The following is a 23,197-nucleotide window of genomic DNA, read 5'->3' as shown; positions in this document are numbered from 1 at the left end:
ACCATGACCAACAGCGAAAAGTCCTCGTCCTCGGCAGAAGCCACCGACTACCGCTACTCCCCCGAGCTGGCGACTCAGCTAGAGGGAAAGTGGCAGGCGTATTGGAAAGATAACGGCACCTTCTACGCCCCCAACCCGGTGGGCGATTTGGCAGCTGCCGACGGCTCGACTCCGCCGAAGGACAAGCTTTTCGTCCAGGACATGTTCCCGTACCCGTCCGGTGTCGGTCTGCACGTAGGCCACCCGCTGGGATACATCGCCACCGACGTCTTCGCGCGCTTCCACCGCATGCAGGGCGCAAACGTGCTGCACACCCTGGGCTATGACGCCTTCGGCCTGCCGGCGGAGCAGTTCGCAATCCAGACCGGTACGCACCCGCGCGTGACGACGGAAACGAATATCGCCAACATGGAGCGACAGCTGGGCCGCCTGGGACTTGGCCATGACCGCCGCCGTGTTTTCGCGACCACTGACCAGGACTACTACAAGTGGACGCAGTGGATTTTCCTGCAGATTTACAACGCCTGGTTCGATGAGGATCAGAAGAAGGCCCGTCGCATCGATGAGCTGATTCCACTGTTGGAGTCGGGCGAGATGGCTACCAAGGACGGTCGCGTCTACGCTGAGCTCAGCGAGACCGAGCAGCGCGAAGCCGTGGATGAGTTCCGTCTGGTCTACCAGTCGAATTCGATGGTCAACTGGTGTCCGGGCCTCGGCACTGTGCTGTCCAACGAGGAAGTGACCGCCGAGGGCCGTTCGGAGCGCGGTAACTTCCCGGTGTTCCGCAAGCGGCTGGGCCAGTGGATGATGCGCATCACCGCATACGCTGATCGCCTGGTCGACGACCTGGAGCTGCTGGACTGGCCGGACAAGGTCAAGTCCATGCAGCGCAACTGGATCGGTCGCTCCCGCGGTGCCGAGGTTGACTTCGCAGCTGAGGTCGGCCCGAAGGTCTCCACCAAGATCAGGGTCTTCACCACTCGCCCGGACACTCTCTTCGGAGCCTCCTACATGGTGCTCGCTCCTGAGCACGAGCTGGTGGATCAGCTGGTTGAAGCCGGTAGTGGTTCCTACGAGGGTGTGGATGAGCGCTGGACCTTCGGCGAGGAAACCCCAGCCGAGGCCGTCGCCGCTTACCGCGCCGCAATTGCCTCCAAGTCCGACTTGGAGCGCCAGGAGAACAAGGAGAAGACCGGCGTCTTCCTGGGCGCTTACGCCACCAACCCGGTCAGCGGCGAACAGGTGCCGGTATTCATTTCCGACTACGTCCTGATTGGCTACGGCACCGGTGCCATCATGGCTGTCCCGGCCCACGATGAGCGCGACTACGAGTTCGCCACTGCCTTCGGTCTGCCAATCCGCGAGGTTGTTGCAGGTGGTGACATTGCAAAGGAGGCGTACGTCGGTAACGGTACGTGCGTGAACTCCGCCAATGACTCCGGCCTGGACATCAATGGCCTGGACAAGGACATCGCCATCGCCACCGTCATTGAGTGGTTGGAGAAGGAAGGTGCTGGCCACGAGAAGATCCAGTACAAGCTGCGCGACTGGCTGTTCGCCCGCCAGCGCTACTGGGGCGAGCCCTTCCCCATCGTCTACGACGAGGACGGTCACGCCCACGCACTGCCCGAGTCCATGCTTCCGGTCGAGCTGCCGGAGGTCGAGGACTACAAGCCGGTCACATTCGACCCGGACGATGCCGACACCGAGCCAAAGGCTCCACTGGACAAGGCCACTGACTGGGTCAACGTCGAGCTCGACCTCGGCGACGGCAAGAAGAAGTACCGCCGTGACACCAACGTCATGCCGAACTGGGCAGGTTCCTCCTGGTACCAGCTGCGCTACATCGACCCGAACAACGCTGAAAAGTTCGTCGACCTGGAAAACGAGCGCTACTGGACCGGCCCCCGCCCGGAGACGCACGGTAAGGACGATCCAGGCGGCGTCGACCTCTACGTCGGCGGCGTCGAGCACGCGGTGCTGCACCTGCTCTACTCCCGCTTCTGGCACAAGGTCCTCTTCGACCTCGGCTACGTGACCTCCAAGGAGCCGTACCGCCGTCTGTTCAACCAGGGCTACATCCAGGCCTACGCCTACACCGATGCCCGTGGTGTCTACCAGCCGGCGGATCAGGTTGTTGAGCGCGATGGTAAGTTCCTCATCCCGGGCGGCGCCGAAGACGGCTCTGACCTGGAAGTTTTCCAGGAGTACGGCAAGATGGGCAAGTCCCTGAAGAACGCCGTCTCCCCCGACGAGGTCTGCGACAACTACGGCGCTGACACCCTGCGCGTCTACGAGATGGCCATGGGTCCGCTGGACACCTCCCGCCCGTGGGCGACGAAGGATCTAGTCGGCTCGCAGCGCTTCCTCCAGCGCGCTTGGCGCCTGGTGGTCAATGAGGACTCCGGTGAGCTCGCCGTCACGGACGCAGCGCTTTCCGACGACGACCTCAAGGCCCTCAACCGCACCGTGGAAGGGGTTACCTCCGATTACGCAGAGCTGCGTGACAACACGGCCGTCGCAAAGCTCATTGAGTACGTCAACTACCTGACTAAGACCTACGGTTCGGCCGGTGCACCGCGCGCCGCCGTGGAGCCGCTGGCCCTCATGCTTGGCCCTGTGGCGCCGCATATTGCGGAGGAACTGTGGAGCCGTCTCGGCCACACCGAGTCCCTGGCACACGGCCCCTGGCCGGCAGTTGACGAGAAGTGGCTGGTCGACGACACCGTTGAGCTGCCAGTTCAGATTAACGGCAAGGTTCGCGCTCGCATTGACGTGGCTACCGATGCTTCCCGCGAGGACATCGAGGCCGCCGCGCGTGCCGACGAAAAGGTTGTCGCAGCTGTGGAAAACGCCGGTGGCAATATCGTGAAGGTCATTGTCGTTCCGGGCAAGATGGTCAACCTGGTTGTGAAGAAGTAGCCGGGAGGCTAATGCCTACAAGAAAGTGTCTGGGTTTATGTCAGTTTGAAGCCTAAAATCGGCTCAAATTTGACATAAACCCAGACACTTTCTCGCTTGAGACTTTCTCGCAAAAGCCTCAAGGGGTGGCTCCGAGGCTGGCCGCCTCTTACCCCTACTTAACGCCCAGAATCAGGACGCCGAATGTGGAGAGCATCCACATCAAAGTGAAGGGCATGAGCACCCAGCACATAGCGAGCCACGCGCGCCAGTTGCGGAAGTTTTTCCACTCCACGTAGGTCTGCCAAAAGCCCAAAAGGCAGCCGACCAGGGAGATTACGCCCGGGACAACGGGGAAAAGGATCTCCCAAGTGCGGGAGCAGAGGAAGCTGGACTTACCCGCATCACAGGTGGGGCCACCGACAATGGCGCCGGCGATGCCAATAATGAGGCCCGCGAGCAGCGTCGTAAGAATCACACCCGCGGTGTAGATGTAGGCGCGCTTGCCGGAATACATCTTGCGCTCAAGCTCGTCGAAGATTTCATCCTCATTGCGCTCTGGTGTACTGCGTTCCGATGAATTATCCACCTTCTGCTCCCCTCGCCTCTAAATGCCGTCTGATGTGCCTGCCATACTAGGCCGGAGTAATCAGCATTGGCACTGGGCTGTGGCGAACGATGTGGTTAGTCGACGAGCCGATGAAAATTCGCCCGAATGGGCCAAGAGTAGACGAACCCAAAACGAGCAAGTCTCCCTTTTTCCACTTGATGGACTGAATGGCCTCTTCCCAACCGTTGCCGGAGGCTACTTCCGCATCAATGGAAAGGTCTGGGTAACGGGTATGCGCGCGGTCCATACCGCGGTCGAGCAGCCCCATAGCCTGCTCGCGCCACTCAATCATCAGGTCAGAGGAGGGGCCGTAGCCGTTCTCCGTCGGGTACATGGTCGCACCACGCGGCGTAAACGAGACCAAACGCAGGGGAACTTCCCAGCGATATGCCAGGTCAGCAGCCTTATTCAATGCGTGGTGCGACTGTGGGGTGTCAATGTAGCAAATGCTGACACGGGTCACACCGTGCTTAGAAAGCTTCGCGCCGGGGATCGCCAATCCCAGCGGGATTGGCGAGTAATGCAGCAGCGCATCCGAGGTTGATCCCGCAGTAAAGCGACTGCGGTTCTTGGCGGTCCAGTCCTTGGTATTGCTTCGGCGGGTGCCAAGCAAAACCACATCGGCTTCGAATTCTTCGGCTTCGTTGCAGATAGTTGTGGATTCGCTGGAGGATTCGATGATCCGTACGGCATCGTCGTCAAGCATGCCCTTGCGCAGGCCAGCGAGCTTTAGCTCATCCTTGATGATTTTTTCAAGAGACTCGGTTTCGTGGGAAACCCAGGAGTCATTGGTGCTCAACCGAGCCAGTGAGGTCAGCGGCCAGCCACGCGACAGTGCGCTGACAACGCGAATCTGCACCTTCGTGGTGCGAGCTAACCAAGCGGCGTAAGCAAGCGTTTCGGTGCCGTACTCGCCTGGACGCCACGCAATCATGATACGAAGCGGGCGGGAAGCCATCGCTAATCCTCCTGTGATTACTCAGAAATATCCAAGTGGTGCTTCTGGGTAATAGCCTACGTGGATAGGCGGGCATATTTAAAACGGCACCGAGGAAGTGTAAAAGCTATGTATCCTGCCTGTGGGCTTAAAGAGGGCAGGGCTAGCTGGAAAAGAGACTAGACGTTTGGGTTTGTCTTTGGGTGCTCCGGGTAGTTTTCGAGAATCTTGGACAGAATCGTCTCAAGACCAGCACCAAATTCCAGCTCTTCCTGGGTCAGCGTGCTGAACATCTCCGCCATCTGCTGATTGCGCTCTTCAGAAACACGGTGCAGCTCTTCACGGCCACGGTCGGTCAGTTCAACGCGGACGCCACGGCGGTCTTTGCTGTCGCGGACGCGCTCCACCATGCCGGCGACCTCCAAGTGGTGCACGGCGTTGGAGGCGGTGGGCATGCGGATGGCCTCGGCCTCAGCCAACTGGCTGATACGGCAGGCGCCCAGTGCCTCCAGGGTCATCATGATGGACAGCTGCGCGCGGCTGAGCTGGGACTCCGAGGAGCGGCGGCTGTAGAGCAGCTCAGCGCGAGTCAGGAGAGGGCGAATGCGCTTAGCGAGCGACAGAGGAGTAACGGCATCAGGATTGCCAATCGAGCCCGAAGATAATGTCATAGCGACGATGTTATATGCGAACAGTGCTAGTTGCCAATACGAAATTTATTTGGGGTGCTATTTATTTTTCTACAACTGGTGATTTCGGCGATGAAATCACCAGGAATTTTCCACCAAACATCTAAAACCCCAGTACAAAACATTAAACCTATCTGCGTATAAGGTTTTTCGGTGCTGGCAGAAACCCCCTAAAGTGTCACTTCTTCTGTACTTAGAACGTTGGGTTGGAGGTAGCCATACGGCTACTTTCGCGAATGCTTTTGGCTTGTGATATGTCTCGCAGATTCATCCTCGCGGGTGTATTGCTGTCTGCTTTACGACGACTGCAGCGCACGCATCCATGGCGGGGACGAGATGGGCGCAGCAGCGAGTAGGGCGAGAAGGCGTGGAAGAGACGCGGGGAGGATAGGGGAGAGAGAAGCACAAAAGCGCCAGCGGCTACCGCATGGGTAACCGGCTGGCACTTTTCAAGGCACATGCTCTCGGAGCTGCTCGCTTGTACTTTTGAGTGCTTGTACCTTTTAGTCTTCGCCCTTGATGAATGCTTCGAGCTGTGCTCGCGCAACATCGTCGGCAAGCTGCTTCGGCGGGGACTTCATCAGGTAGGAAGAAGCGGCGTAGACCGGGCCGCCGATGCCGCGATCCTTGGCGATCTTGGCAGCGCGAACAGCATCGATGATGATGCCAGCGGAGTTCGGGGAGTCCCAGACCTCGAGCTTGTACTCAAGGTTCAGCGGCACCTCGCCGAAGGCCTTGCCCTCGAGTCGGACGTAGGCCCACTTGCGGTCATCCAGCCAGTCCACCCAGTCCGACGGGCCGATGTGGACGTTGCGGTCGTCGATCTTGCCGGCCAGCGGACCGGTGAGATTGGAGGTGACGGCCTGGGTCTTGGAGATCTTCTTGGACTCGAGGCGGTCGCGCTCGAGCATGTTCTTGAAGTCCATGTTGCCGCCGACGTTGAGCTGCAGGGTGCGCTCGAGGCGAACACCGCGGTCCTCAAATAGCTTGGCCATGACGCGGTGGGTGATGGTTGCGCCGACCTGGCTCTTGATGTCGTCGCCGACAATCGGAACCCCTGCGTCTTCGAACTTCTTGGCCCACTCAGGGTCGGAAGCGATGAAGACCGGCAGGGCATTGACGAAAGCTACACCAGCGTCAATGGCGCACTGTGCGTAGAACTTGTCAGCCTGTTCTGAACCGACCGGCAGGTAGGAGACCAGTACATCGACCTTGGCATCCTTCAGCGCCTGAACAACGTCGACCGGTTCAGCCGGGGATTCGTCGATGGTGTCCGCGTAGTACTTGCCAACGCCATCCAGGGTCGGGCCGCGCTGAACCTCAACGCCGAGAGTCGGGACATCGGCAATCTTGATGGTGCAGTTTTCGGAGGAAACAATGGCCTCGGAGAGGTCCTTGCCGACCTTCTTGTCGTCAACGTCGAAAGCTGCGACGAACTCGACATCGGAGACGTGGTAGTCGCCGAAGACGACGTGCATGAGGCCAGGAATGGTCTCATCGGGCTTTGCATCGCGGTAGAACTCGACACCCTGCACCAGGGAAGAGGCGCAGTTGCCGACGCCGACGATAGCGACGCGAATTGAACTCATTTAGTAATTCTCCTTGAAACTATGTGCTCGGAGGCTTTGACCTCGCGCCGGGAACTCACACCGGGAACTCGCATCAAGACCTAGCATCAGAACCCCGCACCAGGGCCTTGCGCCAGCGGTGCGGCCGTGAGTGGGTGCGCGCATTGAGGTAACGAGCGTGACGTTATACCTTTATGCGTTGTTTGCCGATGCCCGAACCGTGAGGGGGCATGTGTTTACCGATAAAGCGGGGGTGAAACCAGCCCGCACGAGCCTGCTAATCTGTCTTCGTGATGACATGGCAGGGCGAGATTGATCACTCCTTGTTCAAGAAGCAGTTATTGGAGCAGTGGCGTGTAGGGGAGATTTCACGGAAATCACTCTGTGATGCCGATGCTCGGCTGGTCGCTGCCGCGCGTTTTCACGGCAGAAAGTCCCAGGAAGAGTGCCCAGTATGTCGCAAATTCGACCTCCGACTCGTATTCTGGGTGTTCGGAGAAAACTTGGGCCGTCGTTCCGGCTCTGCTTGTACTGAAAACGAATTATCCGCAATAGTTAATGAATATGGTTCGTGCACCGTCAAAGAAGTTGAGGTGTGCCCCGACTGCAAGTGGAGTTTCCTGACCCGGACACTTCAGGCAGCTCGAGAAGAGTCAGAAAACTAGGGAGAGCACCCGTGAGCAATGATCGACCCGATAGCCCAGGCGGTCCTAACAGCCCTCACGAGGGCCAGGGTTCTAATTCATCAGGCGAGTGGTGGGATCAGCCGGATGCTGATTCCTTCAATACGCACGCACGCTCCGATGACGCATCGCTTGACGACGATTCCAGCGACAGCATTGATGCTGTTTCGGTCGGTGGCAATGACGAGGGTCTGGCTACCGGTTCAGAGATGACGTCGGCAAGCGAGCCGGACCCGGAGAAGGGGCAGTACGCCCCAGATGACCTTGAACCAGATGACCATGAAGAGGAAAGCTCGATGGCGCAAGAAGAACAGCCGACTGATAATAAGCGGCGAATTTTAGCGTGGCTCGGTCTAGCCGTGGCGCTGGTCGTGCTGTTGCCGGTAGTTGTGTTCGGTGTTGCTTATGCGACAACGGACGTGCCGGAGCCAGAGGAGTTGGCCAATAGCCAGATTGCGGTGATTTATGACCGTTCTGGTGAAAAGGAAATCACGCGCATCGTCCCGGAGGGCGGTAACCGAAGCAACATCACTATCGACAAGGTGCCGGATGCTGTACGCAATGCAGTGCTGGCAGCTGAGGATCGTGATTTCTATACCAACCCGGGTTTTTCCTTGACTGGTTATGCCCGTGCGGCTCTGGGAGTCGTGACTGGTAATTCCAGTGCCGGTGGCGGCTCGACCATTACGCAGCAGTACGTCAAGAATGCTGTGGTGGGCAACGAGCGCACGCTGACCCGTAAGGCCAAGGAGCTGGTCATGTCGGCGAAGATGGCGCGGGAGTGGACTAAGGACGAAATCCTTGAGGCCTACCTCAACACGATTTACTTTGGTCGTAACGCATACGGTATCGCGGCAGCGTCGAAGGCCTACTTCGGTAAGGAAGTCGGTGAGCTGAATGCCGAAGAGGGTGCTGTGCTGGCAGCCTCGATTCAGCGTCCATCTGCACTGGATCCGTGGACTAACCGCCCGGAGGCTGAGCAGCGTTGGAACTACGTCCTCGATGGCCTGGTGGAGATGAACATCGTCTCGCCGCAGGACCGCGCGGGAATGCAGTACCCGGAGACCATCGATCCGGCGTTGGCGCCGAAGCAGGCTCCGGAGCCCGGCCCGGCTGCCATGATTAAGAATCAGGTTCTGGCTGAGTTGGAGCGCGAAGGTATCTCCGAGCAGGAGGTCAACACTGGCGGTCTACGCATTACGACGACCATTGACCCGACGGTGCAGCAGGCTGCCCTGGATGCGATGGAAAACTACGTCGATCAGTCAACGGGTTTGCGTGCCGCCATCGTTTCGGTGGAGCCGAAGACCGGTGCTGTCCGCGCCTACTACGGTGGCGACGATCCGACTGGTTGGGACTACGCAAACAGCGGTCTGCAGACCGGCTCTACTTTCAAGATTTTTGCGCTGGCAGCAGCTCTCGATCAAGGTATTCCACTGACCGCGCAGTACTCTTCGGCACCTGTGCAGTCCGGTAACGTCACTCTGCACAACGACGGCGGTGCCGGCGGTGGCGTGCTTCCGCTTTATGAGTCCCTGAAGCAGTCGCTGAACACCCCGTTTATTCGCCTGCAGCGCGACCTGAAGAATGGTCCGGATGACACCGCCAAAATGGCTCATCGTCTGGGCGTGGCTGAGTCCATCCCGGGTATTGAAAAGACTCTGATGGACGACAACGGTCACTCGCAGGACGGTATCGCCCTGGGTCAGTACCTCTCACGTCCGCTGGATATGGCCGTTGGTCTGGCTACCCTGACTAACGATGGCGTCTATCAGCAGACTCACTTCGTAGAGAAGGTCGAAAACTCCAAGGGCGAGATTGTTTACGAGTCCAACGCTGACAAGGGCGACCGTCGAGTTTCCAAGGCAGTGGCCACCAATATGATATCGGCCATGGAGCCTATTGCCGGTTACAGCAACAAGCCCTTGAGTGGTGGTCGCCCGTCGGCCGCCAAGACCGGTACTACGCAGTTGGGTGACACCGGCCAGAACAAGGATGCGTGGATGATCGGTTCGACACCGCAGCTGTCGACTGCAGTGTGGGTTGGCAACGTCGATGGTTCGGCGCTCTACAACTCCTATGGTGGCATCATGTACGGCTCGCAAACCCCGGGTGATCTGTGGAAGTACACCATGGATAACGCACTGTCTAACGAGGACTTTGAGTACTTCACCAAGCCGGAGCCAATCGGTGGTGTCGCAGGTGCGCCGCAGTACCAGGCGCCGTCGACCTCTGACTCTGGCTATGACCAGGGCTATGCCCCGGAGACCACAGAAGAGGAGTCGGCCGAGGAGTCGACCTCTGAGTCCTCCGAGGAGCAGCCTGCACCGCTTCCGGTTCCGGGTGGCGATGGCGGAGGCGGTGGCGGCGGAATCGCTGACCTACTGCCCATCCCGATTCCGGGAGGCGGTGGTTTCGGCGGTGGCAATGAAGGCGGCGGAGACCCCGGTAACCCTGGAGGTGGACAGTAAGTGGACACGTGGGTGATTTTCACCATCGTCTGCGTCGCGATTGGCTTCCTGATGTTCGGCACGGCCTTTTGGGGCTTCATGCAGAAGTGGAAACCGGCAATCATTTGGGCTCTGTGCCTGGCAGCTTTCCTATTCGCGACAGTCATTCCGGTGATTATTGCGTTGGCACATGCTTCCTCGACATCAATGTAGGACGCAGGCCAGGTAGTCAGTTGCTAGAGCGTTAACTGCCCACCAAGCACGCGACAACTTCACAATTCAAAGAGACGCACGCAGTAGCTCTGTGTGCGTCTCTTTTTATTCGGCGCCCTGACACCGCTTGCCAGTACTGCTTGCCGACGGCGCCTGCGATTAGGACATATACCTCTGCCTGCGGTACCCTGGCAGGGTTGCTTGACGCAACGATCCTCCTGCTGCATAGCGGTTGGCATGAAAGACAGTGCCAGCGCACCACGCTGTGTAGCCGAAATACAAGAACTAGACCATAGGAGGTGATGAGGTCCGTGCGTCACTACGAAGTAATGATTATTATCGATCCGTCTCAGGATGAGCGCACCGTAGGCCCGTCCCTGGAGAAGTACCTCGACGTTGTCCGCAAGGAGAACGGCAAGGTGGAGAAGGTGGACATCTGGGGTAAGCGCCACCTCGCCTACCCGATCGAGAAGAAGGAAGACGGCATCTACGTTGTCGTCGACCTCACCTGCGAGTCCGCAACCGTGCTGGAACTCGACCGTCGTCTGAATCTGAACGACAGCATCCTGCGCACCAAGGTGCTGCGGGTTGATCGTTAATCTGCGTCATATTTGCGTAGCCAGAGTGCTCGAATGGGGCACACCGGTAAAGCGAAAGCCGTAGGATAGCGGGCGAAAGCCCCATCATCAGCTCGACAGAATACAACCGAGGAGAAGAAGCATGGCTCAGGGAGACGTACAAATCACAGTGGTTGGCAACCTGGTTGCTGACCCGGAGCTTAAGTACACCCAGAACGGCACCGCCGTCGCGAACTTCCGCGTTGCGTCGACTCCGCGGGTGTACCGAGATGGCCAGTGGGTTGACGGCGAGGGCATGTTCCTCACCTGCAGCCTGTGGCGTGAGGCGGCGGAGAACGCTGTCGAAAGTCTCTCCAAGGGCATGCGCGTCATCGTCCAGGGTCGTCTGCGCCAGCGCAGTTACGAGACCCGCGAGGGCGAGCGTCGTACCGTCTTTGAGGTTGAGGTCGATGAGGTGGGCCCGTCCCTGAAGTTCGCTCGAGCTCAGGTCACGCGCACTCCACGCAACGGCGGTGGAAACTTTGGCGGCGGCAACCGCAGCCAGGGCGGAAATGCCGGTGGTGGTTTCGGCGGTGGCTTTGGTGGAAACCAGGGCAACCAGGGTGGACAGGGCGATCGCGGTTTTGGTGGCGGAGCTCCTGCGGAAGATCCGTGGAACTCAGCTCCTCCGGCCGGTGGCGGCTTCGGCGGCGATGAGCCTCCGTTCTAAGCTCCTTCCAGCCACGGCACTACGTGACTAGTTTGCAGCAGATTTAGCATCCACAATTCTCATAATCTTTTAAAGACATATCCAGCGAAAGGCAGGGATCATGAAGCTGATCCTCACCGCCGACGTTGACAAGCTCGGTGTCGCAGGCGACATCGTTGAGGTCAAGGCCGGCTACGGACGTAACTACCTGCTTCCTCGCGGACTGGCAATTGTTGCCACCCGCGGCGCAGAAAAGCAGATCGAGGGCATTCGTCGTGCCCAGGAGGCTCGCGCTATCCGCGACCTCGACCATGCACGTGAAGTCAAGCAGAAGATTGATTCGCTCGACAACGTCTCCGTTGCTGTGAAGGCTTCGGAAAATGGCAAGCTGTTCGGTTCTGTCACCAAGGGTGACATCGCCGATGCAGTTCGTAAGGCTTCCGGTCAGGCTATCGACAAGCGCGCAGTCGTGCTTGCTCCGAGCCAGATCAAGTCCCTTGGTAAGCACACCGTTGACATCGCGCTGCACCCGCAGATTACCGCGCATGTTTCCGTACAGGTCGTCGCCGCGTAAGTTCGCGGTTTAGAGTTTTTACTTTGACGGCGGCTGACGAGCACCGCGTTTAAAGACTGCGCGGGCTCTGAGGCCCAATGACAACAGCACACGTGAAGCTCTGATCTTTCGTAGTGAAAGGTCAGGGCTTTTCGTGGTTTAAGGCTGGTTTAAAGCCTTTTACGCAGGTGCTGGAAAGAGCGTCTACGACTTGTCCACAGGCTAACAATGATTTCTGTGGATAAACCTGTGGGTAACTTGCCTGGCTGCCGTGGATAACTCTTCTGGAGTGCACGAGATTTTTATTAATTCATCGTTAATAATCTCCGCATGAGCAGCATCGATGCTAAAGGGGTAACAGAGGATTACATTTGTGCAGGATTAAGGCAAATACGCACTGACCTGCGTAGATAGAATATTTTCGGGTTGAAACTCCGCTACCCCCGTTAACATTCAAGCGGCGGTTTAGGGTTACGGACCGTTCACCTGGACTTTTCTTGATTGTGCACATGTTCTCCCCAGGCTTATCCACAGGTGCTGTGGATAACTTCGGGGATAACCCCTGTCGAGGATTGTTTTCTGGGGCCTTAAAGGGTACTTTTACAGGTCCGTCAATCCGCTCGAGCAGGTATAACTGCGGTAGGTAGTCAGGTGTCCAATGCTGGCGGGCGGAACAGGCATATTGAGTGTGACGGTCAGTCAGCAACAGGGTTGAAAAGGCACCTAAGTGGTCCAGAAGGGGAGGAGCTGCTCACGATGAGTCAGCCTGTAGGTGATGGTGGTCATTCAGGAGCAGGGGACGAGGCGTCGTCCTACTCGGTGAATTCCCACGATGATTCCTTCGATGACGTTCCGCTGCCCCCGGAACCGCCGGTAGAGGATGCGCCACCGGAGGAGTATTCCTTCTCTCAGAGCTCGGGCAACGGATCGTCGGCAAGCGGATCTGGGGCGCGGGACTGGGAGCGCGACCGTGGTCGTGGCGCTCGTGCGAGTGCGGTCGCGGGCGCGACTTTTGAGCGCACGCCGCCGCACAATATCGAGGCGGAGCAGAGTGTGCTCGGCGCGATGCTGCTGAACTCAGAGGTCGTCGCGGATGTGTACGAGCAGCTGACGCCGGAGGATTTCTACCGGCCAGCGCACCAGACGATTTACTCGGCGATTTTGCACCTCTACGGTGAGTCCTCGGAAATTGACCCCATTTTGCTGGCAGGTCGTCTGGATCGAACTGGAGACCTGGAGCGTATCGGTGGTCCGCTGTACCTGCACACCTTGGCCTCCCTGGTGCCAACGGCGGCGAATGCGCAGTTCTATGCCCGCATTGTTGCGGAGAAGGCGACAATCCGTCGCCTGGTAGAGGCCGGCACGAAAATCGCCCAGATTGGCTATGCGGGCGCGGAGGACACGGAGCCGGAGCAGCTGGTGGATGAGGCGCAGCAGCTCATCTTCAGCGTTGGACGTGAGAACACGAAGAATGACTACGTTCCCATCGCCGATGTCTTGGATGACACGCTGGAGGAACTGGATCTTATTACCCAAAACGGCGGTCTGGCGCAGGGTGTACCGACGGGGATTACCAACCTGGACAAGCTGACGAACGGTCTTCACCCAGGTCAGATGGTGATTATTGCGGCTCGTCCGGGTGTGGGTAAGTCCACGCTTGCAATGGACTTCATGCGTTCGGCATCGATTCGCAACGGCATGACCAGCGCAATTTTCTCGTTGGAAATGTCGCGCAACGAAATCATGATGCGCATCATGTCCGCAGAGGCGAAGATCAACATGGCATCTTTGCGCTCCGGTGACCTGGATGAGCGGGACTGGACAAAGCTGGTCGAGGTCGGCGACAAGATTCGTGATGCTCCGCTGTTTATTGATGACTCGCCGAACCTGACCATGATGGAAATTCGCGCGAAGGCACGTCAGCTGAAGCAGAAGCACGATCTGAAGATGATCGTGGTCGACTACCTGCAGCTGATGAGCTCGGGTAAAAAAGTCGAGTCCAGGCAGCAAGAGGTCTCGGAGTTCTCCCGTCAGCTCAAGTTGTTGGCGAAGGAGCTCGAGGTACCGCTGATTGCAATTTCGCAGCTGAATCGTGGTCCGGAAGCTCGCACAGATAAGAAGCCACAGGTCTCGGACCTGCGTGAGTCGGGTTCGCTGGAGCAGGATGCCGATATTGTCATGCTGATTTACCGGCCGGACTCGCAGGAGGCTGACCATGAACGTGCTGGTGAGGCGGATATTATCGTCGCAAAGCACCGTGGTGGACCGACCGGAAGCATTGCTGTGGCCCACCAGCTGCATTACTCCAGGTTCGCCAACCTGGCGGAGGAGCCCAGCGGTTCTCTCTAGGTGCCTGGCCTAGCCACCCAGAATTAGTGCAATCCGGGTGGCTAGGTAAGGTGAGTGACAGTCAATGGGGCGAGTTTTCGTGCGTTGACTGTTTTGAAGGTTTTGAGGGTTACGCGGAGTCGTCGGGAAGCGGGGAAGCACTATGTCACCAACTGCCGCTCCCGTGGCAGCGGAGACCAAAGCTAAAAGGCATAAGAGTGCGCCGAAACAGCGCGTCGGCTGGGTAGATGCGGCCAAGGGGCTGTGCATTCTATTAGTTGTGCTTGGCCATGCCATCACAGAGCTGCAAGCGCACGGTTACTACACGGCGCAGTGGGCGGGGATTAACTTCTTCCTCGGACCAATCCGTATGCCGCTGTTTTTCCTGCTATCTGGTCTGTTCGCCGGCAAGGCACTCAAGGAGTCGTGGCATAAGTTGGCCAATCGCCGAATCTGGGTGATGGTCTATCTCTACGTGATTTGGGTTCCACTGCGTGACTTCGTGCTTTTCCTCATGCCATATACGCACGTGGATGCCGATGGCATTGTGTCTCCGCCGCCGATTACGGACCACAGCGCGTGGGGGCCGCGAATTTACAACACGCTTCACGCGGGCATCGAGCCAACTTCTTACCTGTGGTTCCTGTGGGCGCTGGCGCTATTTGCAATTCTCACACGAGCATTCCGCTGGGTACATCCGGTGATTCAGCTCATCGTTTCAGGCCTCATTAGTGCATGGGCGCCTTTTGCCTCATCCAGCTGGTCGTGGGACTTTGTCAGCAAGATGCTGTTCTTCTATGTGCTGGGCATGTACGGTGCGCCCTGGATCTTCCGGATGGCACAGCGTCGCAGCGGCCTCTCACTGTTAGTGACGCTGACGGCGTTCCTGTCGGTGGCAATCTGGGTGCAGGCGACCTACTCGAGCTTTAACGAAGGCAACGTCGGCTTCACCCGCGTGTACCTGTCCACCACTGGCGCACTGGCTGCAATCAATGTCATGGCGATGCTGCAGAACACTCGCCTAGTTGTGCCCTTTGAAAAGATTGGCGGTCGAACGCTGCCTATCTTCCTCATGCACATTCCAATGTTGGTTGTGGTCATGATTATTTGCGACCTCATCCTGCCGAAGGACCCACACTTGGTCATCATGACTCCACTGGTGGCCATCATCGCGGCAATGCTGTGTCTCGGTCTGCACAGGTTGCTGCTTGCCATCGGTGCCGGGTGGCTCTTCGTCCGTCCTGCGTGGGTAGTGCGCATGACTACGCCGGGACAGCGTGCTCTTCAGCGCAGCCAGAATCCTCCCTCCCAGCCTGAAGGCGAGGCTCCGCATCAGCTGAAGAGCGAACCTGCTTCCTAATTCAGCTCAACAAGGCGGTAGCGTGGAACCGAGAGCCGATTAGGCGGCAGAAGTGACACAGAGAATAGCCATGAAGAAATGAGAAAGCCATGCGTCTAGCAACGTTGCGATACCAGGGTGCAACCCGCGCCGCTGTTCTCGGCGACGGCGTAGCGGTCCTTTTTGATGACCACTGTCTCGGAGATGTGTTAGCGCGGCCAACGTGGCGTCGTGAAGCGGAAGAACTCTTAGCGGAGGCGGGGAACAACCCTGACAACGTCATGGCGGAGAGCACGTGGGCGTTCGCGCCGCTGATCACGCGGCCGGGCAAGATTGTCTGCGTCGGCCTGAACTATGCCGCGCACATCGATGAGATGGGGCACGAGCGCCCAGAGGTGCCGACGTTATTCGCGAAGTTTGCCGACGCCGTCGCTGGCGCCAAGGATGACATCCGAGTGCCGGAGGCCTGCGCGGAAAAGCTCGATTATGAAGGCGAGCTCGCGGTTATCGTTGGCGAGACCTGCTTGCAGGTGTCGGAGGAGCAGGCGCAGGACGCTATCGCTGGGTACGCGATTATGAATGACTTCACCCAGCGCGATTTCCAATACGCCACCGCGCAGTGGCTACAGGGGAAGACGTTGCAGCGCGCCAGTGCTTTCGGGCCGTGGATGCTCACAGCCGATGCTTTCGATGCGGACTCCGCACGGGTGCGCACATACGTCGACGGAGAGTTGCGCCAGGATGCCCCGATTGCGGACCTTGTTTTCTCCCCGGCGAAGTTAATCGCCTACATCTCACAGTTCGTGCAGCTGAACCCGGGCGATGTCATCTCCACGGGAACGCCGGCGGGTGTTGGCCACGGCATAAGCCCGCAGACCTACCTTCAGGATGGTCAGGAAATGATCATCACCATCGATGGCCTGGGTAAACAGGCCAATACCGTCCGCATCAACCACTAGCACGCGCCGCTTTACGACGTCCCCGCGAACCCGGCGGGAATGAATTGACCCCCGCGTGCGTTGTGGGAGACTAACGGGTAAAAACCTACGTAAAGAACGTGAAGTTAGAACACAACGTTAAAGAGTAAGAGGAGTTAGACCCATGGCAACTGTTGATATTACGAACGAGACTTTCGCTGAGACTATTCAGAACAACGACATTGTGCTCGTTGATGCCTGGGCATCCTGGTGCGGTCCGTGCCGCCAGTTCGCCCCGATTTATGAGAAGGCTTCCGAGAAGCACTCAGAGGTAGTGTTCGCAAAGCTGGACACCGATGCCAACCAGGAGGTTTCGGCGGCCCTGGGCATTCAGTCGATTCCGACGCTGTTTGTTTTCCGCGAGGGAATCCTGCTGTTCCAGCACTCTGGTGTGCTGCCGGAGGCCGCCCTGAGCGATCTGGTTGGCCAGGCTTCGGAGCTGAACATGGATGATGTCCGTGCGCAAATTGCCGAGCAGGCCGCACAGGATAGCGCTACCGAGTAAACTCTGCGGTTCAGCCCGCATACTGTGCGTTTTCCGACTTGGAGCACTTCCGCGTAAGCCCCCGCGCCTGAACTAGCCCTCAAGCGCGCGGGGGCTTTTTGTATCTAGTCCGCGCGCTGGCCACGAATGAGCCAGCCAATACCAAAGCCAGCGAGTGCTGCTACTAGCGCCCACAGGGCTGGAGCGACTTTGTTTGAGTCCTCCTCAATCGACAGTGGTGCGCTGGTGCGGGCGTGCTTTGTCTCCTTCTCACCTGTTGGCAGAACCTGCCCGTCTGGGAACACGTGCTTGACAGCTTCGGTGAGTTCGTTGGCGGTCAGGTTTTTGCCCAGAACCGCGATAGCGTAACGGTCATCGTCGCCAAGGAATCCGGCAGTGGTGTGCTGCTCTTCGTACCAACCGGACTTGTTGGCAATCGTTTCCTTCGGTAGCGCTGCACGCAGACCGAAGTTCTGGTCTGCATCGCCGTAGGAGTAGCGCGGCAGTGAGTACATCAGCTGACGCATGTATTTGGTCTCCGTGTCGCTCAGCCCGCCTTCTTCGCTCAGCATGCGGTCAAAGTAGGCGACCATGTCGGCTGGCGTACTGGTGGTGGCTCCCCACATAGGCGAGCCGACGGTCTTATCCGAGAGACCGTAGCGCTGCCGGACATTGTCAACGATTCGTACACCGCCGTAGGAATCCCACAGCTCGTCAGTTGCTTCGTTGTTGGAGTATCGAATCATGTCGTCGCGCAGCATGGCGTCGGGATTGCCCTCAACCGGCATATCACCCTGGCCAGCGACGATCTCGCCCTTCTTCGGCTGCGTGTAGTTGGAATAGGCCACAACATCGGCGACGAATACCTTCATCAGGCTGGCAAGGCGAAAAACATCATCACAGTGTGAGTTGCAGATGAACTCACCGGTCTGGCGATCCAGAATGCCCATGCCGAGCATGCCGCCCTTAGCGTCGAACTTCTCAGTCACTTCGTCGAGACGAGTTTGCACGCCAAGGCCCCACTGGGTCTTCGCCCCTGGCACAAGTGGGGGAAACTCCTTCGGCTCACTTTTCACAGTGCTTTCCGACGGCTCCGTCGAGGACGTTTCCGATGTCGGTGAAGAGGTTTTCTCGGTCGACTTCTCAGCCGACTGTTCCGCCGACTTCTCTGCGGTTCGCCCTGTGCTCTTCTCGGGAGCCTTTTCAGTTGGCTTTTCGGTGGTCTTCTTGGTTTTTGCGTCGGAGGGCTTAGCCGGCTCCGTTGACGATGGAGCTGCTACGACTACCTGCGAAAATGCACCGGTATCGGTGGAGTCAGCAGTTGCGGTGACTGTCGCGTTAGCCAGCGGCGCAGTTGCTGACAGAGTAATTACCGCGGCGAGACTCGCGGCCAGTCCGCGGTACGTGCGTTGAGGGCAATGAACCATGTTTAGAGAGTTTACAACTCTGGGGGAGTCTTGCTTGTCGGTAACCAGCTCTTTCCGTTTGCCGAGAGAGAGCGAGCTAGCTCACGTACAATTTTTTAAGAGATGGAATCTTCTCGGTTCCGATTAGTTATTCCGCATATGTTGAGGAAGGTTGGATTTGCATGGCTAATCCATTTGCCAAGGGCTGGAAGTACATGATGTCTTCGTTCGATAAGAAGATCGAGGACAATGCGGATCCTAAGGTTCAGATTGCACAGGCAGCTGAGGCCGAGCGTCAGCGCCATCAGGAGATTCAGCGTCAGGCTGCGGCTATCATCGGCAACCGCAATCAACTGGAAATGCAGCTGGGGCGGTTGACCTCTGAGCGTGACAAGATTACCGAGAACACCCGGCAGGCACTCGCCAATGCGGATCAAGCTCGTGCCAAGGGCGATGAGGCCACTGCACAGAAGATGGAAAGCACTGCTGAGGTGTTTGCCACCCAGCTGGTGAATGTTGAAAAGGAGCTGGAAAATACTACGCAGCTCCACCAGCAGGCCGTATCTGCTGCTGAGGAGGCACAGCGTCAGGCGCAGCAGTCGCAGGCTCGCTACGAGCAGATTAAGCAGGATATCCGCAAGCTGGAGTCGCAGGCCGATCAGGCCAAGATGCAAGAGACCGCGTCGAAGACTCTCCAGAGCATGCAGGGTATTTCCGAGGATCCGAATGTGCCGACTTTGGATTCGGTCCGTGAGAAGATTGAAGGCCGCTACGCCAATGCGTTGGGCGCTCAGGAGCTCGCGGAATCCTCACAGGCAGGTCGTATGGCTGAGATCGAGACTTCGACTCGCGATGCCGCTGCTGACATGCGTCTGGCCGAAATTCGTGCCCAGATGAATAATGAAAACGCTGCTCTCGAATCCGGTTCTGCCGCGAAGGATAACGCCGGCGAGCTGGAGGCCGCCGAGTCCGCCGAGTCCGTTGAGGCCGTTGAGGACACCACAACGGACGCAGACGAAGCGAAGTAGCGTTCACCAGTTGCCAACAATCGTCAACAAGAAAGTGTCGGGGTTTATGTCAGTTTGAGCGGGAAAAACCACCCTAAACTGACATAAACCCCGACACTTTCTCGCACCAGCAGCGCCAGCAGCGACAGTAGCGCCAGCAGTGCTGAAGCCACCGAAACTGCCGAATCCGTGAGGCGCGCTATTACTCCAATTCGCCGTTCTTCCGCGCGAGCAGCACTCCGCGGATACCGGCGTGGAAACCATCGCGCAGATTGACGCGCTGCGTCTCCGTCAGCGTGTATTCGTGCAGGGTTTCGCACGCAAACTGCAGCAGCGGACGATCAATGTCCGGTGGCAGCCCACCACCAGAGAGCAAGTGGGCACTATCGCGCGCCTGCTCGTTTGCAATATTCTCGTACCACCAGTTCGCGTACTGCTGTCCCACATCGAACGGCGTCTGAAAACCCGCGGATGCCCACACCTCGTTCGGCAGGGGCACGTATCGACTACGCAGCTTCCTCCTTGGCGCCATCATCGAAGGATTCGGCCGCGGGCTTGGTTTCGGCGTACTCGTGTTGGCACCGTCTTCGCTTGTCGACGACTCCGTCGCCGACTCCCCACTGCCGGTTGCAGTCGACGACGCGGAATCGGAGGCAGACGCGCCTGCATGCTCGGCTCCGGTGTTGTTCACAGTGTCGTTACCAGCCCCACTGCCAGTGTTGACTGTCGCGCCGGGCATGGTCGCTGGAGAAGGCTGTGCTGGCTGCGTTGGCTGCGTTGGTGAGGCAGCCGAAACGCCCGAAGCAGCGGAATCCACCCGTGTAGCTTCCGAACCGCCGGTGCGCTCTACCTCAGCGCGGTGCTCAGCCTGCGCCGGGATTTCCCGGGCACCCATCTTGGCCGCGTGCTCGACCTCGTTGAACTTCGGCGAGTCGGCCTTGGCCGTCGGCGTGGCTGCGGCATTGTCTTCGCTGCGACAGTCGGAGTCGCTGTCAGCCGTGGGGGATGGCACAACGCGCTGGTCCTGCGGAACCTCCGGAGTGCCGGCCTCCGGCGAAGCAGCGTCACCGTCGGCAGCGGAGGGAGTGTTCTCCGTGCCGTCGTCAAGCGAGCCCTCGCCCGGAGGAGTGATGCGCGTATCCGGCACGCAGGTGGCGCCGAGATCCTCGATTGGTTCGGCATCGCCCAGCGGCTTATTCGTGCGGACGACCGGTGGGATTGGGCCTTCAAGGACGTTGAGCTGCATGGCGTCGGCGAAGTCCTCGCGGGGATCGAGGATTGTCGTCGAATCGCAGGCATGGCGAAGTGCACCGGACATGGAGTCCCAGCCGAAGCCGTAGAGATGCACACGCACACCGGCAGCCGAAGCCTCAGCGACGCCGGGCAGCATGTCCGCATCGCCCGAGACCAGCACGATATCGGAAACTTGGTTGCGCAGGCCGGCGACGACCATGTCTGCGACGAGTCGCGTATCGACGGCCTTCTGAGTCCGTCGGTCACCCCATTCAATGAGCTGACCTGCGCGCAGCTGCACACCATCAATCGTGCGCAGTGAGCGCTGGTAACGATGCGGCCCCGACTCCGGGATGCCGTCGTACCAAAGTTGCCGCTGAACTGGCTGGTTCAGCTGCTGGTTAATCATTCGGTCAAGGACACTAACTACTTCTCTAAGGTCGATTTCTAATTGCCCGCGGGCTCCGGTTTCCCACGAGTTGTAAAAGCTCGCCAATAAATATGACGTATCGACGAACACCAATGTGCGTTCAAGCATGGCTCCTAATTCCTGATTCTTTATTAACTAAATAAGCAAACCGGTTACATCGACAAGGATGCCCGAATAATTCATTCTATGCGCTAAACATGTTTAACTTCAGGGACTATTCTTAATAAGCCGCATCACTTTGACCGCCCTTCGCGGGTTGGCAGGAGTGCGAGTCGACGAGAAGGCACCGATCAATTTAGGTATTGACGTGCAAAGAAATCGCCCCGCGAAGAGTACGACCACACAGGAGAAGGGGAGTTACAAACAGGTATGAGACGCTGGTTCGGCCTATTGGTTCTCATTACTGTGTTGGGACAAGCGGTTTTCAACGGCGGTCGCGTGCTGCTTTCTTGGCGAGTCCTCGATTTTGGCGGTTCCGCCGCCACCGTCGGCTGGTTCACTGCCGCATTTTCACTTGTACCTCTTATTATTGCGCTTCCCGCCGGCAAGCTTGTCGACAGTCATCGCGCCACCGAAGTCATGTACTCCGGTCTCGTCGCCACCGTCATCGCGGCAGCAGTAATGGCGCTCTCGCCGAACCTACCTATTCTTCTGCTCGGCTACGTGGCCCTGGGTTTTGCCCACATGACCACGCTCATCGCCGCTCAAGGCATGGTTTCGCACCTGCGTGGCGGCGTCGCCGGGCTCGATAGCCTCTTTGCTTATTTCACGCTCGGAATTTCCGTCGGGCAGTTCCTCGGCATTGTCGGTGCAGGTCTGCTCACTCCCAACCACGACGGCAGCGCCATGACCGCCACCACTTCTGCGCTCTGGGCGATGACGGGAATCGGCGCGGTCGCCCTGGTCATCGGCTGGCCGGTCGCAACTGCTTATCGACGGCACGAAGCGAATGCAGCCGCCGAAGTGCAAGCTGCTAGCTCAACTGAGCAATCCCCGGCGTCGACTGTTAGCGACCGCAGCCGGATGGACAAGAGGCGGCCGGCGCAGGCCGAAGCCAGCGGCGCATCGGTCCTAAGCATCCTGCGTATCGACGGCATGTCCAGCGCCATGGCTGTATCAATTGCGGTCATCGTAGCCATTGACCTGTTGACGGCATATGTGCCGGTGCTGGGACGCGAACTGGGCTTTAGTGTTGCCGAGGTGACGGCAATCCTTGGTGCGCGTAGTGGCCTCGCGATTATTTCCCGAGCCCTCATGCCGACTGTTTTGAACCGAGCTAATCGCAATCGAGTCCTTATCATTGCAGTTTGTGCCGGTGTCCTGCCGCTTTTGGCAATGCCGTGGCTACAGAGTGCGTGGCTGATGGTTGTCGCAGTTGGTATCTGTGGCTTGGCGTGGGGTTTTGTCATGCCCATGTCAATGACGTGGGTGAGCTCCCTGGTGGATGCCGAGGTGCGCGCTCAGGCGCTATCCATCCGACTGATGGGTAACCGCTTGGCGCAGGTCATCCTGCCGCCGGTTGCTGGTTTGGGTGCTACCGCGATGGGTGCAGGCAGCGTGTTTCTGGGTGCGGGTGCGCTGATGGGGGTCGCGTCTGCCACTGCTTGGCGACGACTCGCAGGTGACAAGGCGGCTCTGACTAAGTAATTGGTCGATTGCTGAGTTGCTGAAAAGTAGCGCCCGAGCCGTAGGAAGGCTCAAATCTGGCGTACAGAGTTAACTAAAGTGATTCGTTTTCCAGGTTCTACCAGCGGATTCGCTTAAATAGGGGCATGTGTGTAATGTATCTGGAGGTCAGCGTGGCCAGGCAGTTTATGTGTTTGGTTGGTTGATGTGGGGGAAATGTTTTCGTGCGGTTAGCCGCTGGGAGTCGTTGGTTTGACTTTCTGGTTAATTGTTTGTTAATGTTTTCTCTCGCTGCTCACGTGGTGGTTGCCCTGGTTGGGGTGGTTGTCTTCGTGGGTGTGTGTTGTGTGAGAACTCAATAGTGTGCCGATGTACTAACTAATACTTTTTTGGGAAAGTGCTTGTTTGGTTGTCGTTTGCGCGTGTGTGTTGCTGGTGGGTGCCGGGGGCCTTTGTTTGTTTTGGGTCCTTTTGTGCTTGCGGGTGATGGATTGCGT

19 protein-coding genes are annotated in these 23,197 nt (G+C 58.3%); 13 read left to right on the top strand and 6 right to left on the bottom strand.

Going from position 1 to position 23,197, the window contains the following annotated elements; translation table 11 throughout:
- Window positions 1-3: 3 nt before the first annotated feature.
- Window positions 4-2,922 carry a leucine--tRNA ligase gene (gene leuS / locus QP995_RS09720; protein ID WP_284853157.1) on the top strand — a complete coding sequence of 973 codons (2,919 nt, stop codon included), beginning with the start codon at window positions 4-6 and terminating at the stop codon, window positions 2,920-2,922.
- A 154-nt stretch (window positions 2,923-3,076) separates the two neighbouring features.
- Here leuS and QP995_RS09715 read toward each other — a convergent pair whose 3' ends face one another.
- The 4 genes from QP995_RS09715 to QP995_RS09700 form a co-directional block, all read right to left on the bottom strand.
- The gene (locus tag QP995_RS09715) at window positions 3,077-3,490 is read right to left on the bottom strand and encodes a hypothetical protein (protein WP_049170083.1); all 414 of its coding nucleotides are present in this window, start codon (window positions 3,488-3,490) and stop codon (window positions 3,077-3,079) included.
- A gap of 46 nt (window positions 3,491-3,536) precedes the next feature.
- Window positions 3,537-4,469 carry a universal stress protein gene (locus QP995_RS09710; RefSeq protein WP_069358890.1) on the bottom strand — a complete coding sequence of 311 codons (933 nt, stop codon included), beginning with the start codon at window positions 4,467-4,469 and terminating at the stop codon, window positions 3,537-3,539.
- A gap of 158 nt (window positions 4,470-4,627) precedes the next feature.
- A complete protein-coding gene (locus QP995_RS09705) occupies window positions 4,628-5,119 on the bottom strand; it encodes a MarR family winged helix-turn-helix transcriptional regulator (protein ID WP_284853156.1) in 492 nt (163 codons plus the stop codon).
- 521 nt (window positions 5,120-5,640) lie between these two features.
- Complete coding sequence (locus tag QP995_RS09700) at window positions 5,641-6,726, bottom strand: inositol-3-phosphate synthase (protein WP_016421706.1); 1,086 nt, start codon at window positions 6,724-6,726, stop codon at window positions 5,641-5,643.
- 272 nt (window positions 6,727-6,998) lie between these two features.
- On the opposite strand from QP995_RS09700, the gene QP995_RS09695 reads away from it, so the two are divergent.
- The 10 genes from QP995_RS09695 to trxA all read left to right on the top strand — a co-directional run bounded on the left by QP995_RS09695 (window position 6,999) and on the right by trxA (window position 17,019).
- Complete coding sequence (locus QP995_RS09695; protein WP_224784051.1) at window positions 6,999-7,370, top strand: DUF5318 family protein; 372 nt, start codon at window positions 6,999-7,001, stop codon at window positions 7,368-7,370.
- Window positions 7,371-7,381: 11 nt separating this feature from the next.
- A complete protein-coding gene (locus QP995_RS09690) occupies window positions 7,382-9,859 on the top strand; it encodes a transglycosylase domain-containing protein (protein ID WP_070549572.1) in 2,478 nt (825 codons plus the stop codon).
- Window positions 9,860-10,051, top strand: a complete 192-nt coding sequence (locus QP995_RS09685; RefSeq protein WP_016421704.1) for a hypothetical protein — start codon at window positions 9,860-9,862, stop codon at window positions 10,049-10,051. It abuts the gene before it with no gap.
- A 311-nt stretch (window positions 10,052-10,362) separates the two neighbouring features.
- Window positions 10,363-10,650 carry a 30S ribosomal protein S6 gene (rpsF, locus tag QP995_RS09680; RefSeq protein WP_005511978.1) on the top strand — a complete coding sequence of 96 codons (288 nt, stop codon included), beginning with the start codon at window positions 10,363-10,365 and terminating at the stop codon, window positions 10,648-10,650.
- A gap of 121 nt (window positions 10,651-10,771) precedes the next feature.
- Window positions 10,772-11,338 carry a single-stranded DNA-binding protein gene (locus tag QP995_RS09675; RefSeq protein ID WP_049170077.1) on the top strand — a complete coding sequence of 189 codons (567 nt, stop codon included), beginning with the start codon at window positions 10,772-10,774 and terminating at the stop codon, window positions 11,336-11,338.
- A gap of 100 nt (window positions 11,339-11,438) precedes the next feature.
- Window positions 11,439-11,891, top strand: coding sequence for a 50S ribosomal protein L9 (gene rplI, locus QP995_RS09670; protein WP_005511982.1), 453 nt, complete (start codon window positions 11,439-11,441; stop codon window positions 11,889-11,891).
- A gap of 735 nt (window positions 11,892-12,626) precedes the next feature.
- Window positions 12,627-14,219 carry a replicative DNA helicase gene (gene dnaB / locus QP995_RS09665; protein ID WP_049170075.1) on the top strand — a complete coding sequence of 531 codons (1,593 nt, stop codon included), beginning with the start codon at window positions 12,627-12,629 and terminating at the stop codon, window positions 14,217-14,219.
- Window positions 14,220-14,361: 142 nt separating this feature from the next.
- Window positions 14,362-15,558, top strand: coding sequence for an acyltransferase family protein (locus QP995_RS09660; protein WP_151011295.1), 1,197 nt, complete (start codon window positions 14,362-14,364; stop codon window positions 15,556-15,558).
- A gap of 89 nt (window positions 15,559-15,647) precedes the next feature.
- Window positions 15,648-16,496 (top strand): fumarylacetoacetate hydrolase family protein, encoded by an 849-nt coding sequence (locus QP995_RS09655; RefSeq protein WP_151011292.1) that lies wholly within the window; start codon window positions 15,648-15,650, stop codon window positions 16,494-16,496.
- A 142-nt stretch (window positions 16,497-16,638) separates the two neighbouring features.
- Entirely contained in the window at window positions 16,639-17,019 is a 381-nt protein-coding gene (gene trxA, locus QP995_RS09650) for a thioredoxin (protein WP_016421700.1), read from the top strand.
- Between the two features lie 104 nt (window positions 17,020-17,123).
- Here trxA and QP995_RS09645 read toward each other — a convergent pair whose 3' ends face one another.
- Window positions 17,124-18,425, bottom strand: a complete 1,302-nt coding sequence (locus QP995_RS09645; protein WP_070549571.1) for a serine hydrolase — start codon at window positions 18,423-18,425, stop codon at window positions 17,124-17,126.
- Between the two features lie 161 nt (window positions 18,426-18,586).
- On the opposite strand from QP995_RS09645, the gene QP995_RS09640 reads away from it, so the two are divergent.
- The gene (locus QP995_RS09640; protein ID WP_070429053.1) at window positions 18,587-19,432 is read left to right on the top strand and encodes a PspA/IM30 family protein; all 846 of its coding nucleotides are present in this window, start codon (window positions 18,587-18,589) and stop codon (window positions 19,430-19,432) included.
- 181 nt (window positions 19,433-19,613) lie between these two features.
- Here QP995_RS09640 and QP995_RS09635 read toward each other — a convergent pair whose 3' ends face one another.
- Window positions 19,614-21,182: an NYN domain-containing protein gene (locus QP995_RS09635; protein ID WP_070866427.1), complete on the bottom strand. Its 1,569-nt coding sequence runs from the start codon at window positions 21,180-21,182 to the stop codon at window positions 19,614-19,616.
- A gap of 261 nt (window positions 21,183-21,443) precedes the next feature.
- Between QP995_RS09635 and QP995_RS09630 the strand changes: the two genes are divergently transcribed.
- On the top strand, window positions 21,444-22,721 hold the full coding sequence (locus QP995_RS09630) for an MFS transporter (RefSeq protein ID WP_048732259.1): 1,278 nt from the start codon (window positions 21,444-21,446) through the stop codon (window positions 22,719-22,721).
- The last annotated feature ends 476 nt before the right edge of the window (window positions 22,722-23,197 follow it).

The sequence above is a fragment of the Corynebacterium sp. MSK032 genome, assembly GCF_030232065.1.
Classification (GTDB): domain Bacteria; phylum Actinomycetota; class Actinomycetes; order Mycobacteriales; family Mycobacteriaceae; genus Corynebacterium; species Corynebacterium jeikeium_D.
Note: the sequence above shows the minus strand (reverse complement) of the source record. Positions and strands in the feature narration are given on the sequence as shown.

What these genes read in the sequence shown, in the direction of transcription:
- QP995_RS09630 (WP_048732259.1), top strand. Translation starts at nt 21,444, where the DNA reads ATGAGACGCTGGTTCGGCCTATTGGTTCTCATTACTGTGTTGGGACAA.
- QP995_RS09645 (WP_070549571.1), bottom strand. Translation starts at nt 18,425, where the DNA reads ATGGTTCATTGCCCTCAACGCACGTACCGCGGACTGGCCGCGAGTCTC.
- QP995_RS09640 (WP_070429053.1), top strand. Translation starts at nt 18,587, where the DNA reads ATGGCTAATCCATTTGCCAAGGGCTGGAAGTACATGATGTCTTCGTTC.
- QP995_RS09705 (WP_284853156.1), bottom strand. Translation starts at nt 5,119, where the DNA reads ATGACATTATCTTCGGGCTCGATTGGCAATCCTGATGCCGTTACTCCT.
- dnaB (WP_049170075.1), top strand. Translation starts at nt 12,627, where the DNA reads ATGAGTCAGCCTGTAGGTGATGGTGGTCATTCAGGAGCAGGGGACGAG.
- QP995_RS09700 (WP_016421706.1), bottom strand. Translation starts at nt 6,726, where the DNA reads ATGAGTTCAATTCGCGTCGCTATCGTCGGCGTCGGCAACTGCGCCTCT.
- QP995_RS09675 (WP_049170077.1), top strand. Translation starts at nt 10,772, where the DNA reads ATGGCTCAGGGAGACGTACAAATCACAGTGGTTGGCAACCTGGTTGCT.
- trxA (WP_016421700.1), top strand. Translation starts at nt 16,639, where the DNA reads ATGGCAACTGTTGATATTACGAACGAGACTTTCGCTGAGACTATTCAG.
- QP995_RS09660 (WP_151011295.1), top strand. Translation starts at nt 14,362, where the DNA reads ATGTCACCAACTGCCGCTCCCGTGGCAGCGGAGACCAAAGCTAAAAGG.
- QP995_RS09655 (WP_151011292.1), top strand. Translation starts at nt 15,648, where the DNA reads ATGCGTCTAGCAACGTTGCGATACCAGGGTGCAACCCGCGCCGCTGTT.
- QP995_RS09635 (WP_070866427.1), bottom strand. Translation starts at nt 21,182, where the DNA reads ATGCTTGAACGCACATTGGTGTTCGTCGATACGTCATATTTATTGGCG.
- leuS (WP_284853157.1), top strand. Translation starts at nt 4, where the DNA reads ATGACCAACAGCGAAAAGTCCTCGTCCTCGGCAGAAGCCACCGACTAC.
- QP995_RS09695 (WP_224784051.1), top strand. Translation starts at nt 6,999, where the DNA reads ATGACATGGCAGGGCGAGATTGATCACTCCTTGTTCAAGAAGCAGTTA.
- rplI (WP_005511982.1), top strand. Translation starts at nt 11,439, where the DNA reads ATGAAGCTGATCCTCACCGCCGACGTTGACAAGCTCGGTGTCGCAGGC.
- QP995_RS09710 (WP_069358890.1), bottom strand. Translation starts at nt 4,469, where the DNA reads ATGGCTTCCCGCCCGCTTCGTATCATGATTGCGTGGCGTCCAGGCGAG.